The organism is Rhodoferax sp. GT1R46, from assembly GCF_056521285.1.
On the sequence record NZ_JBWMBC010000009.1, the window covers coordinates 129,221 to 141,418 of the forward strand.

16 protein-coding genes are annotated in these 12,198 nt (G+C 59.1%); 9 read left to right on the plus strand and 7 right to left on the minus strand.

Annotation, left to right across the window (positions count from 1 at the left end):
• The first annotated feature begins 88 nt into the window (after positions 1-88).
• The 4 genes from AC097W_RS17900 to plsY are packed head-to-tail and all read left to right on the plus strand — an operon-like array spanning position 89 to position 2,811.
• Entirely contained in the window at positions 89-1,153 is a 1,065-nt protein-coding gene (locus AC097W_RS17900) for an aldo/keto reductase (RefSeq protein WP_479603990.1), read from the plus strand.
• A 52-nt stretch (positions 1,154-1,205) separates the two neighbouring features.
• A complete protein-coding gene (locus AC097W_RS17905; RefSeq protein ID WP_479603991.1) occupies positions 1,206-1,598 on the plus strand; it encodes a universal stress protein in 393 nt (130 codons plus the stop codon).
• 39 nt (positions 1,599-1,637) lie between these two features.
• Positions 1,638-2,123: an aminoacyl-tRNA deacylase gene (locus AC097W_RS17910; RefSeq protein ID WP_479603992.1), complete on the plus strand. Its 486-nt coding sequence runs from the start codon at positions 1,638-1,640 to the stop codon at positions 2,121-2,123.
• Between the two features lie 49 nt (positions 2,124-2,172).
• Positions 2,173-2,811 carry a glycerol-3-phosphate 1-O-acyltransferase PlsY gene (gene plsY / locus AC097W_RS17915; protein ID WP_479603993.1) on the plus strand — a complete coding sequence of 213 codons (639 nt, stop codon included), beginning with the start codon at positions 2,173-2,175 and terminating at the stop codon, positions 2,809-2,811.
• A 22-nt stretch (positions 2,812-2,833) separates the two neighbouring features.
• Here the strand turns inward: plsY and AC097W_RS17920 are convergent, their stop codons facing one another.
• The 3 genes from AC097W_RS17920 to AC097W_RS17930 are packed head-to-tail and all read right to left on the minus strand — an operon-like array spanning position 2,834 to position 4,962.
• Positions 2,834-3,796, minus strand: a complete 963-nt coding sequence (locus tag AC097W_RS17920) for an HD-GYP domain-containing protein (protein WP_479603994.1) — start codon at positions 3,794-3,796, stop codon at positions 2,834-2,836.
• 15 nt (positions 3,797-3,811) lie between these two features.
• On the minus strand, positions 3,812-4,477 hold the full coding sequence (locus AC097W_RS17925) for a retropepsin-like aspartic protease family protein (RefSeq protein WP_479603995.1): 666 nt from the start codon (positions 4,475-4,477) through the stop codon (positions 3,812-3,814).
• Positions 4,477-4,962 carry a YajQ family cyclic di-GMP-binding protein gene (locus tag AC097W_RS17930; RefSeq protein WP_479603996.1) on the minus strand — a complete coding sequence of 162 codons (486 nt, stop codon included), beginning with the start codon at positions 4,960-4,962 and terminating at the stop codon, positions 4,477-4,479. The genes AC097W_RS17925 and AC097W_RS17930 overlap by 1 nt, the downstream gene beginning before the upstream one ends.
• A 73-nt stretch (positions 4,963-5,035) precedes the next feature.
• On the opposite strand from AC097W_RS17930, the gene murB reads away from it, so the two are divergent.
• The 4 genes from murB to AC097W_RS17950 all read left to right on the plus strand — a co-directional run bounded on the left by murB (position 5,036) and on the right by AC097W_RS17950 (position 8,445).
• Positions 5,036-6,115: a UDP-N-acetylmuramate dehydrogenase gene (gene murB, locus AC097W_RS17935; protein ID WP_479603997.1), complete on the plus strand. Its 1,080-nt coding sequence runs from the start codon at positions 5,036-5,038 to the stop codon at positions 6,113-6,115.
• Positions 6,116-6,183: 68 nt separating this feature from the next.
• Entirely contained in the window at positions 6,184-7,179 is a 996-nt protein-coding gene (locus tag AC097W_RS17940) for a complex I NDUFA9 subunit family protein (protein WP_479603998.1), read from the plus strand.
• 58 nt (positions 7,180-7,237) lie between these two features.
• The gene (locus AC097W_RS17945; RefSeq protein WP_479603999.1) at positions 7,238-7,561 is read left to right on the plus strand and encodes a hypothetical protein; all 324 of its coding nucleotides are present in this window, start codon (positions 7,238-7,240) and stop codon (positions 7,559-7,561) included.
• A 98-nt stretch (positions 7,562-7,659) separates the two neighbouring features.
• Positions 7,660-8,445 (plus strand): alpha/beta hydrolase, encoded by a 786-nt coding sequence (locus AC097W_RS17950; protein WP_479604000.1) that lies wholly within the window; start codon positions 7,660-7,662, stop codon positions 8,443-8,445.
• 151 nt (positions 8,446-8,596) lie between these two features.
• On the opposite strand, the gene AC097W_RS17955 is transcribed toward AC097W_RS17950, so the two are convergent.
• The 4 genes from AC097W_RS17955 to AC097W_RS17970 form a co-directional block, all read right to left on the minus strand.
• Positions 8,597-9,415, minus strand: a complete 819-nt coding sequence (locus AC097W_RS17955) for an SDR family NAD(P)-dependent oxidoreductase (RefSeq protein ID WP_479604001.1) — start codon at positions 9,413-9,415, stop codon at positions 8,597-8,599.
• A 386-nt stretch (positions 9,416-9,801) separates the two neighbouring features.
• A complete protein-coding gene (gene argG / locus AC097W_RS17960) occupies positions 9,802-11,145 on the minus strand; it encodes an argininosuccinate synthase (RefSeq protein WP_479604002.1) in 1,344 nt (447 codons plus the stop codon).
• Between the two features lie 4 nt (positions 11,146-11,149).
• Entirely contained in the window at positions 11,150-11,467 is a 318-nt protein-coding gene (gene ppnP / locus AC097W_RS17965; RefSeq protein ID WP_479604003.1) for a pyrimidine/purine nucleoside phosphorylase, read from the minus strand.
• A 78-nt stretch (positions 11,468-11,545) separates the two neighbouring features.
• Positions 11,546-11,896: an ArsC family reductase gene (locus AC097W_RS17970; RefSeq protein WP_479604004.1), complete on the minus strand. Its 351-nt coding sequence runs from the start codon at positions 11,894-11,896 to the stop codon at positions 11,546-11,548.
• 137 nt (positions 11,897-12,033) lie between these two features.
• On the opposite strand from AC097W_RS17970, the gene AC097W_RS17975 reads away from it, so the two are divergent.
• Complete coding sequence (locus AC097W_RS17975; RefSeq protein WP_479604005.1) at positions 12,034-12,186, plus strand: hypothetical protein; 153 nt, start codon at positions 12,034-12,036, stop codon at positions 12,184-12,186.
• The last annotated feature ends 12 nt before the right edge of the window (positions 12,187-12,198 follow it).

Consider the following 12,198-nt stretch of genomic DNA (forward strand, 5'->3'; position numbering starts at 1 on the left):
GCGAGCGCAATAATCCCCCGTGACAGCAAGACAAGTTGCGGCCCGATAAACTGTCGTTTTCGCCAACGATTCAACTCACCAGCACACCATGAAAAATGTTCAACTCGGTCAAAGTGACCTGCATGTTCCCGCCATCTGCCTGGGCACCATGACCTTTGGGGAACAGGTGGATGAGCCCACCGCGCACGCCATCATGGACCACGCTGTGGAGCGCGGCATCACCTTTCTGGACACGGCCGAGATGTATGCCGTCCCCCCCCGCGCCGAGACTTTCAATTTGACTGAAAAGATCATGGGCAACTGGCTGGCCGCCCGCCCTGGCTTGCGTCAGAAGTTGACCATTGCCACCAAGGTGGCCGGTCCCTCGCGCGGCATGCCCTGGGTGCGTGGCGGCAGCGGAGATTTGACCGCCGCCGATATCATTGCCGCCTGTGACGGCAGCTTGCAGCGGCTCAAGACCGATGTGATCGACCTCTACCAGCTCCATTGGCCCAACCGCAATGTGCCCATGTTCGGCACCATGTACTACGACCCGACGCGCAACAAGGATGTGACCACCATTCAAGAGCAGCTCGAAGCGCTGGCGCAACTCGTCAAGGCTGGCAAGGTGCGCGCTATCGGCTTGTCCAACGAAACACCGTATGGCGTGCACGAATTTGTGCGCCTGGCCGAGCAGCATGGCTTGCCACGCGTGGCCACGGTGCAAAACGTCTACAGCCTGGTCAGCCGCGGGCTGGAGAACGGGCTGGATGAAACCATGGACCGCCTGGGCGTGTCGCTGCTGGCCTACTCGCCCTTGGCGTTTGGCTTGCTCACGGGCAAATACGACGAAAGCGGTATCGACGGCCCGAATGCGCCCAAAGAAGGCCGCATTGCCAAGTTTGAATCGGTGCGCAAGCAGCGCTGGGGTCGCAAGGAATCAGTGGCGGCATCGCTGCGCTACAACGCGCTGGCGCGCGCCAACGGTATGACCCCCACCCAGTTTGCGCTGGCCTTTTGCTATACCAAATGGCAGGTTGCCAGTACCATCATCGGTGTGACTTCGGTGGCACAGCTGGATGAAGACATCAACGCCTACGGCACCACACTGTCACCCGAAGTGCTGTCAGCCATTGACGCCATTCGGCTGGAAATTCGCGACCCTGCGTGTTGACAGTGACTATTGAATCCCTGACCTACTGGCAAAACGAAAAAGGAGTGACCTGATGACTATCGTCGTAGCGTATGTGCCCCGTCCCGAGGGCCAGGTGGCCCTGCAAACGGGTATTGAAATGTCAAAGAGCCGCAATGAGCGCCTGGTGGTGGTCAACGCCAGCCCCGGGGGGAGCGGGGAAGACGCGTCGAAGGCGGATTATCTGGATGTCGAGCGCGTCGAGCAGATGCTGGTGGACAACGGTATTGATGCGGAATTCAAGCAGTTTATTCGCGGAAAAAATGCCGTCGAAGAAATTGAAGCGCTGGTTGACTCCGTGCAGGCATCGGTGCTGATCATCGGCCTGCGCAAGCGTTCGCCTTTGGGCAAGCTCATCATGGGCAGCGTGGCCCAGGAAATCTTGTTGTCCGTTTCTTGCCCGGTATTGGCGGTCAAGGCCAACTAAGCCCGCCCGTGGTGGGCCGCTCCGGTAGAAAATACCGGCATGGTCAAACATGTCAGCGAAACCCCTGCCACCCAACTGCTCAAGGCAAACAAGGTGGCCTTTACCGAGCATCCCTACGACTACCTGGAGCACGGCGGCGCCCAGCATAGCGCGCAGGTCCTGGGCTTTGATCCGTTCATGGTGGTCAAGACCCTGGTCATGCAGGACCAGGATGCCAAACCGCTGCTGGTACTCATGCACGGCAACCGCAAGGTGTCCACTAAAAACCTGGCGCGGCAAATCGGGGCCAAGTCGGTCGAACCGTGCGCACCCGAGGTGGCCAACCGGCACAGTGGCTATCTGGTAGGCGGTACGTCTCCGTTTGGCACACGACGGGCGATGCCGGTTTATATCGAGGAAAGCATTCTGGGCTTGCCCAAAATACTGATCAATGGGGGGCGCCGCGGCTATCTGGTGGGGCTAGACCCTGCGGTTTGCGTGCAGTTGCTTGGCGCAAAGAAGGTACAGTGCGCACTGGCTGACTGAAGCCCCGCCGGTTGGTGTGGGGCCGGTCCCACCTGTCAGGAGAACTGGTTTGAATTCCCTCGTTTCTTTTTATCCCCTGTTCGCCACGATCGGTGCGTATCTGGTGGGTTCACTGTCGTTTGCGGTCATTGTGAGTCAGGTCATGGGGCTTAACGACCCGCGCACCTATGGCAGCAAAAACCCGGGTGCCACCAATGTGCTGCGCTCCGGCAGCAAGGTGGCTGCCGTGGTGACCCTGTTGCTGGACGCCTTCAAGGGCTGGCTGCCGGTGATGCTGGTCAAGTGGTTTGGTGAGCCCTATGGGCTGAGTGATGGCACCGTGGCCATGGTCGGGCTGGCCGCATTTTTGGGGCACTTGTTCCCGGTGTTTTTCCGGTTCGTGGGCGGCAAAGGGGTGGCAACTGCACTGGGTGTTTTGCTGGCCACCAGCTGGATCCTGGGTCTGGCGACCGGAATCACCTGGCTGGTGATCGCCTATTTCTTTCGCTACTCCTCACTGGCGTCGCTGGTCGCGGCCGTCTTTGCACCGGTGTACTACATCTTTGGTGATGGCGTAGTGTGGGCGATGGACAAGAGCATTGTGCTGTCCACCGCGGTCATGTCGTTGCTGTTGATCTGGCGTCACGCAGAAAATATCGGGCGTCTGGCCAAAGGCACCGAATCCCGGTTGGGCAAAAAGAAGCCTTGAAGGCTTGCCGGGGTTCTGGCAGCTACGGGGTCTGCTGCGCTGCGTATGCGCCCAGTTGCAGGATATGAAAATGGTTGAGGTTCGCCCGCACCGCAGCCGCCGCGAGAGCGGAGCGAATACGGGGGCCGCTGCCCGCTGTGCGGTGCAGTCGGGGTGCAGCCAGCAGCTCGCCGTTGGCCTTGCCAATAATGGCCACGTAGGGCTGGTTGGCCGTGCTGCTGCGGCGCAGCACCACCGCCAGCTCATCATTGTCCATGCGCACATAGGTACCCGGTGGGCACAGGCCCACGGCGCGCACCAGCGCGTGGCCAATGACATCGGTTTTGGCGGAGGCATTGGCCATGATGGTGCGGGCCGATTCCGTGGCACTGCGACCTGCCCGCGACATGCGGGGGCTGATCATGGCCGCGTAGCGGTCCACCACCTTGAGAATGCGCGTCAAACGCGTGACCGGCTGAACCAGATGCAGCTCGTCGCGGTCGACTGCGTCATCGTGGTGGCCTGAAACAATGTCCAGCCACATATTATCGGCAACGCCCAGGTTCGCGAGCATCATGGCGCCCTTGATGGAGTGCGCGCGGATGGCGTCCTGCTGCTGCTGATTGGGTTTTTCAACCTGGCCCGCCAGCTCGTCCTGCAGCGTGGTCATGGCCACATTCATGGTCAAGGCTGCGCGCACCAGGCTGTCGCGCTCTTTGGGTGCGGTGCCCAGCTCCGTGGCGATCAAATGGCAGAGTGTGGCGCACACCAGTGCGTGGGATGCGCTGTAGCCCACGGGGGAATTGCTGGAGAGCTGGAACAGGAGATACAGGCCGACGTCGGGGTCGCGTTGCAGGAGTCCCTGCATCCATCGGTCGTATTGCACGACGCGGTAGCTGAACTCCTGGGTGCTGCCGGGGTTGCTCAGGATCACGCCCAGCCCTGACTCCAGGTCTGACCACAGACTCAGCAGGTCTTCATATTCGTTGACGCTTTGAACAGCCACAGGCGTATCGATCCCTTAATACCGCTTGTCGAGGACCATCTGGTCATTGGTCCGCGTCATTTGAAAATGGGTCAAAAAGCTGTTGCCCAGCAGCACATAGGGCATGGCGCCTGCGGACACGATGGCGTCGACGCCATAGACCATCACGTCTCCTACCCGCACCGATGCCACCTTGATCAGCCATCCCGGCACGACACCATTGGCGGTGCCTATTTGAATCGGCTGTCCGGTCTTGTAGTTGATGCCTATGCGTTCAGCATCGGCGGCGCTCATGCCTACCTTGGTGGCGCCCGTGTCAACCATAAATTGAACGGTGCGCCCATTGATTTGCCCATGCGTCAAAAAGTGGCCGCCGCTGCCGGCAGTCAGCACCACCCGGCTGCCACCCGCACCACCGTCCGCCGCGTTGCCACCCGGGTTGCCCACGCTGGCAGGTGCATCGCCCACCCGCAGGGTGTGGCGCCTGCCTGCAATTTCTACGGTGGCGTGGTCACCTTCGGTAGATACGATCCTGACGCCTTTGTACGCATCGCCCACCGCCACCGACTTGGGTGCAGCGCCATCCACAATAATCAAAGCTTTGCCTCCAAGCATGCCCGACAGCCCCACCGTTTGCGACAGGGCGGCTGTGCCTGTTGCCAGGCTGGCGATGAATAGCAGTGCAGAGGCAGCGGCTTGCATCAGTCGCGGAAGTTGTCGAAGCTCAGTGGCAGGTCAGGAATTTCTTTCTTGATCAGGGCCATGGCGGCCTGCAGGTCGTCGCGCTTGGCGCCGGTGATGCGCACCTTGTCTTCCTGGATGGCGGCCTGGACCTTCATTTTGCTGTCCTTGATGGCGCGCTGGATTTTTTTGGCCACATCGGCCTCAATGCCACTGCGCACCGTGATGATCTGTTTGACCTTGTCGCCGCCCATTTTCTTGATTTCGCCCATATCCAGAAACCGCACGTCCACGTTGCGCTTGGTGAGCTTGTTGCGCAAGATGTCTTCAATCTGGGTGATTTGAAAGTCGGCATCACCAATCAGGGTGATCTCCTTGTCCTTGATTTCAATGCTGGCGCTGGTTCCCTTGAAGTCAAAGCGGGTAATGATCTCTTTGGTCGTGTTGATCACGCCATTTTTTACTTCTACAAGGTCTGCTTCGCAGACGGTATCAAATGAAGGCATTTTTTTCGCTGTTTGGGTTGTGCGCCACCCCTCTTGGGTCGAAGTTGCGCGCGGGTTGAACGACAATCTCGCCATGTTAGTCGAGAAAAACGTCCCGCTCCAGCCCTTTAACACCTTCCACATTGTGGCCAAGGCCCACACACTGGTCCGCATTGCCAGTGAGGCCGATGTGCATCTGCTGCTGGCGGACCCGCAATGGGGCGCTGCCGACAAGTTTGTGCTGGGCGGGGGCAGCAACATTGTGCTCACCGGCGATGTGAAACCGGTGGTTCTGAAGGTGGAAGTGATGGGGCGCCGGCTGGTGTCTGAAACCCCCAAGGCTTTCATTGTGGAGGCGGGCGCGGGCGAGGGCTGGCACGACTTTGTCGCCTGGACCCTGGCGCAGGGCTACCCCGGTCTGGAAAACATGGCCCTGATTCCCGGAACCGTTGGTGCGTCACCAGTGCAAAACGTGGGTGCCTACGGCGTGGAACTGCAAGACCGGTTCGAGTCGCTGGACGCGGTAGACCTGCAAACCGGAAAAGTGTTCACCCTCAACGCGGCGCAGTGTGCCTTTGGTTACCGGGATTCGGTCTTCAAACACGGCGGAACGCTCCCAGCCGGGCAAGCAGGTGGGCACCAGATGCTGGGCCTGAAAGACCGTGCGCTGATTCTGCGCGTGCGCTTTGCCCTGCCCAAGGTCTGGAAACCGGTGCTGGGCTATGCCGATATCGAGAAAAAAATGGGGGAGCACGGCTGCACGCAACCCACAGCCCAGCAGGTGTTTGACTGGGTGTGCGCCATTCGCCGTGCCAAGTTGCCCGACCCTGCGGTCATTGGAAATGCCGGCAGCTTCTTCAAAAACCCGACGGTGACCCCTGAGCAATGCGCAGACATCATCGCCCGCGACCCCAAGGTGGTGCATTACCACCTGGCAGACGGCTCGGTCAAACTGGCCGCTGGCTGGCTGATTGACTCGTGCGGCTGGCGCGGCAAATCAGTCGGGCAGGCCGGTGTTTACGAGAGACAGGCCTTGGTCTTGGTAAACCGCGGGGTTGGTACCGATGGCAACGGTGCCACGGGTGGCGAGGTAATGACGCTGGCCAAAGCCATTCAGACCAGTGTGTATGAGCGCTTTGGCATCCTGCTGGAACCCGAGCCCGTTGTGGTCTGAAAATTGCACCGATTTGTGAGTTGATCGTTGTCAATTCACGGTTTTACGATTCCCATTAGATTGGCTTTATGAAAAATATTCTTGTACTCGGTGGCACTGGCTTTGTGGGTGCCCATGTTTGTGAAAAACTGGTGGCCCAGGGCTGGAACGTCACCGTGCCCACCCGCAGAAGGGTCAACGCCCGGCGCGTGCAGCATTTGCCGCTGGTCACCGTGCTGGAGTTGGATGTGCACGACGAAGCTGCGCTGACCCGCGTGGTGCAGGGCCAAGATGCGGTGGTCAATCTGGTGGCCATCCTGCATGGCAGCCAGGCCGCGTTTGAGAAAACCCACGTGGCATTGCCGCAAAAGCTGGCGCGCGCTTGCGGGGCTGCGGGCGTCAAGCATGTGGTGCACATCAGCGCGCTGGGTGCGGATGCCATCAATCCCCAATCCGCGCCGTCCATGTACCTGCGTAGCAAAGGGCAGGGCGAAGCGGTTTTGATGCAGGCCGCTGCGGGGGCAGGAGCGGGTATTGGCGCGCGGACCGAATTCAAGCTGACCATCCTGCGCCCCAGTGTGATCTTTGGCGCGGAAGACAAATTTCTGAATCTGTTTGCCAAGCTGCAAACCGTGTTTCCGTTCATGCCGCTAGCGGGAGCCCATGCGCGCTTCCAGCCCGTGTGGGTGGAAGACGTTGCCACCGCCGTGGTGCGCAGCCTGGAGGTGGCCCACCCGGCGCAGGTGATCGAGGCCTGCGGCCCCGATATTTACACCCTGAAAGAGCTGGTTCAAATGTCCGCGCAACTCAGTGGCATCAACGAGGGCAAAGGTCGTCCGGTTATTGCGCTGCCGGACTGGGCTGGGCAACTGCAAGCGATGTTCATGGAACTGGCTCCCGGTGAGCCCCTCATGAGCCGTGACAACCTGGATTCCATGAAGGTCGACAACGTGGCCACCGGCCGGGTGCCCGGCTTGCAGTCTCTGGGTATCACACCATCGGCACTCAAGCCGATTGCGCAGGACTACCTGACAGACCTTCGGTCCACGCATGGTTTGCTGGGTATTCGCCAGCGGGTTCAGTAGTCTGCGCATGCAGCAGGCGCCCACGACCGTGTGGAACGCAATAGCCAGGAATCAGCCCTTGAGCCACCCGTGGTCCATCCTGTTCAGAATGACACCTGAGGAACTGCCCAGGGGTCTGGAAAGCTTGGTGGATCAGCCCATTGAATCGATGGGTGCTGATAGCCAGACAGTGTTGGCGTACCGTTGGGTGGCGCCCTTGCTGATTGAGAATGTGGCGATCAGCGCCTACCTGGACCGGTCGCCGGGTTCGGGTTTGAGAGCGTCGTTGCCAGAATTAACTTCAGTGGGTGATGCGGTGATGTTCGCAACGGTGGAGTGCCATCTGACATCTCCGCAGCAAGCAAAATTGAAGAAGTTGCTGATCACCGCGCTCAAGGTCTGAACGAGGACAACTGACGGCACCGGCAACTCTATTGCGCAATTTAGGGGGTCAAGTCCACACTATCGCGCAGGCCAGAATTAAATTGAAGAGAGGACAAAATGAAAGCAAAGTTCCTGTTTTTGATGATTTCGGTGTTTGTTTCGTGCTCAGCATTTGGGCAGGTAGATAAGCAGGTGGTCGATATCCAGACCAGAGCAGGTGTAACGCAACGAATGGTGTTACTCACGCCCAAAGAACCCAAGGCATCCGTCATCCTGTTGGCCGGTGGCCACGGAGGGCTCAAAATATTTCAGAACGGTAGTTTTGGCTGGGGGGAGGGCAATTTTCTGGTGCGCACGAGTCAGATGTTCGCAGACCAAGGTTTGCTCGTCGCCGTCATTGACGCGCCCTCGGATAGACAGTCGAGTCCATTTCTTTCCGGCTTTCGTCAGACGCCCGAACATGTGCAAGACATACAAGCGACCATTGCATGGTTGCGAGCAAAGTCCAAAGTACCTGTGTGGTTGATTGGAACCAGCCGGGGCACCCAGTCGGTGGCCCACATTGGCACAAAACTCCACGGCCCTGATGGCCCGGATGGCCTGGTGTTGACCTCAACAATCCTTGCTGACAAAAAGAGCCGGGCCGTGCCGGAAATGGCGCTTGAGGATATTCATGTGCCGGTTCTCGTTGTGCACCATGAACAGGATGGCTGCAACCTTTGCTCATTTGCTGCGATTCCTGGTTTGATGACGAAGCTCGGTAGCCAGCACAAGACGGCGCTCCTCACATTCAAGGGCGGCAATGACCGCGGCGACCCGTGTGAGGCGATGGCCTATCACGGCTTCAATGGACTGGAGAGCGACGTGGTAGTCCAGACCGCTGCATGGATTCTTGCAAATTGAACTGACTGGACATCCAAGCCCAGGCACGGTTTCCGCCTTGCCCAACGAGTCGAATGGGACGACTATTTCCTCCGCCGTTGCCGCAAGGCCGAATAGACCCCCCCGTCGGGATTGGACCCCGCAGCAAGGTTTTTCAATGACTCGGCAAAACTTACTGGGTTCTTCGCGCTGCGATGTATTTGGCTTTGGCTTTGCGGCCCTTTGCCTCTAGACTGGGTTTAAGCGCCGCGCGCAAGGAGGGCACGAGGTACGCGATATGAGCCAACACACCTGATGTGAAATTCATTACACGCTCGCGCTTACCGTCTTTTATGCTGAGGACGATGGCATGCGCAACTTCTTCGGCCGAACTCATCGGTTGAGAGAAAACCAAATCGGGGACTGCTTCAATAGCGTTCATGATGAAGCCAGTTTCTATCGGTCCAGGAGATACCACAGACACCTTCACGCCGGTACCCTGAAGTTCCTCGGCCATGGCAAAAGAAAACCCCCGCAGACCGAACTTTGAAGCCGAGTAGGTTGCCTCATGGTCAAGCGGAACACGACCGGCAAGCGAGGCAACATTGACAATGGCACCGTCACCACACTGAAGCAGGTGCGGCAAAACCAGTTTGCTCAGGCGGATTGGAGCCTTGAGGTTGACTTCAATAATCCTTTCCATGTCGTCGAGTCCAACGGTCTCGACTGCCCCCCGACTATTGAAGCCAGCGTTATTCACCAATACGTCGATATGACCAAACGAGTCGAGGGCAGCCTGGATGAGTCCGACACAGTCCGCTGGACTCGAAACATCGGTGACAACCATGATGGCCTGTTTGCCGAGTGCACTGGCAAGGGTATTCAATTCTTTCTTGCTGCGAGCGGCGAGCACTACATTAGCCCCTTCGGCCACGCACAAGCGTGCGGTGGCTTCACCCACGCCTGATGAGGCGCCAGTAACAATAATCGTCTTTCCTTTTAACGTATCCATGGCGTCTTATCCTGACCAAGTTTCGACGCATGCTACCAGACCGCTATTGCCCATTTAGCGGGCTCTAAACCAGCCAGAAAAATCCCGTGGTTTGTGAGTTAGTGCTTCAGCATGCGTCCCATGTGGCTTTGGAAACTGGCTGTCGTAGCAGTGGTTTCGTTCCCGTCCGCTGGGAGCACAACGACAGATGCCGGCTATTGCGGCGCCAGAGAACGCAGCGTGCCCGCTGGCCAACGTCGAAGTCACCGCTGGATTCACGACCGCTTGGCATGACTGAGCTGTTCCGTCCCACTGTCGCAAGTGTGTTTGCAACTTTAGTTGTGCGGAATAACTGAAAGCAAAAGGGCCGGAAGAACCGGCCCTTTGTATTTTTCTATTCGCAGCAGTTACTTCTTGGTCGCGTGGTGCAAACTGAGAAAATCCCCATCCTGACCCAGCGACAGCAGCCCGCTCTGGGCGTAAATTCCCAACTTGGCGCGGGTGTCCTTGATGTCCAGGTTGCGCATGGTCAACTGACCAATGCGGTCCAGCGGGCTGAACGGCGCGTCTTCCACCTTCTCCATGCTCAGGCGCTCTGGTGCGTAGGTGAGGTTAGGCGACTCGGTGTTGAGCAGCGAGTAATCGTTGCCGCGGCGCAGCTCGATGGTCACGGTTCCGGTCACTGCGCGCGCTACCCAGCGCTGGGCGGTCTCGCGCAGCATGATGGCTTGCGGGTCGAACCAGCGGCCCTGGTACAGCAGGCGGCCCAGGCGCAGGCCGTTGACACGGTACTGCTCGATGGTGTCTTCGTTGTGAATGCCGGTGACCAGGCGCTCGTAGGCGATGAACAGCAGGGCCAGACCGGGGGCTTCGTAGATGCCGCGGCTCTTGGCTTCGATGATGCGGTTCTCGATCTGGTCGCTCATGCCCAGGCCGTGACGTCCGCCGATGCGGTTGGCTTCCAGAATCAGGCTCACCAGATCGGGGTATTCCACGCCGTTCAGGGCGACAGGGCGGCCTTCTTCAAAGCGCACGCTGACCTCTTCGGCCTTCACATCACAGTCGTCGCGCCAAAAGGGTACGCCCATGATGGGGTTGACGATCTTCATGCCGCTGGACAGGTGCTCCAGGTCTTTGGCTTCGTGCGTTGCGCCCAGCATGTTGCTGTCGGTGGAGTAGGCTTTTTCGGCCGACATCTTGTAGCCAAAGCCGTGCTGCGTCATGAAAGCCGACATTTCGGAGCGGCCACCCAACTCATCAATAAACAGCTGGTCCAGCCAGGGCTTGTAGATCTTCAGGCTGGGGTTGGTCAGCAGGCCGTAGCGGTAGAAGCGCTCAATGTCGTTGCCCTTGAAGGTGCTGCCGTCACCCCAGATGTTGACGTCGTCTTCCTTCATGGCCGACACCAGCATGGTGCCGGTGACGGCACGGCCCAGCGGTGTGGTGTTGAAGTAGGTAATGCCGGCGGTAGAGATGTGGAAGGCACCGGACTGCAGAGCGGCAATACCTTCCGCGGCGAGCTGGCTGCGGCAGTCAATCAGGCGGGCTTTTTCAGCGCCGTATTCCATGGCCTTGCGGGGGATTTCGTCGTAATCGGCCTCGTCGGGCTGGCCCAGGTTGGCTGTGTAAGCGTAGGGCACAGCGCCCTTGAGCTTCATCCAGAGCAGGGCTGCGCTGGTGTCCAGGCCGCCGGAGAAGGCGATGCCGACTTTTTGCCCGACGGGCAGATTTTGGAGAATGGTGTGGGACATGTTCTTAACCGAAATGGCAGATGTAGTGGTAGGGCTCAGTCACGCGAATGTCGAACTTCGAGTTACCGGGCACGCTGAATTGCTCACCTGCACTGGACTTGACCCAGGCGTCGGTTCCCGCCAGCTTGTATTCGCAATACCCCGCCACGCATTCCATGATCTCGGGCGCGCCGGTGTTGAAGGTCAGGGTGGCGGGCAAGACCACGCCGACCGACTTCTTGGTGCCGTCGGCAAAGGTGATGCCGTGGCTGACGCATTTGCCGTCAAAGTAAACGCTGGCCTGGGTGGTAACGGACACGCCGTCAATGTGGGTGGTGGTCATGGAATCAGGATGTTGAAAGCAGGTTAATCGGGGCGCCGATGCACAGCGGCGTGCAAAAACGGGCGTCAACCCGTGATTTTAGGGCAGGCGGGCGGCAAATCTCTCCGCCGTGAAGCCGACCGTCACATCGCCGTGCGGCCACTCCACCACCGGGCGCTTGATGACGCTGGGCTGGGCCAGCACCAGAGCCCGGGCCCCGGCGGCGTCCACCACGGTGGCTTGGGTGGCGTCGTCCAGCTTGCGCCACGTAGTGCCCTTGCGGTTGACGAGTGTTTCCCAGCCCACGGCTTTCAGCCAGATGTCGAGTTGCGCTTCGGGTACGCCCTGTTTTTTGAAGTCATGGAACTGGTGAGCCACACCGTGGTCCGTCAGCCAGACGCGGGCTTTTTTGACGGTGTCACAGTTGGGAATGCCGTAGAGGATGGTCATGGCTGAATTCTGGCATATTTATAGTCAAAATGAGCTGTAGCCCCCGCTAATGCTGCGCAAGCAGCTATGAAATTCATAGTGAAGCCTGCGTCGCGCCGCCGCTGCGTTCTATACTGACTTTTAAAAGGAATGCACCAATGACGCCCTCTGCCGTACTGGCCCAATCACTCACCTTGCCCAGCGGCGTGGTGCTCAAGAATCGTCTGGTCAGGTCGGTCATGTGCTTTGGTGCGGACATGCTGCGGGCTGGCAAGAAGACGCGCAGCCCCACAAAACTGCGTGCCAGCTGACCAGGACCGGAC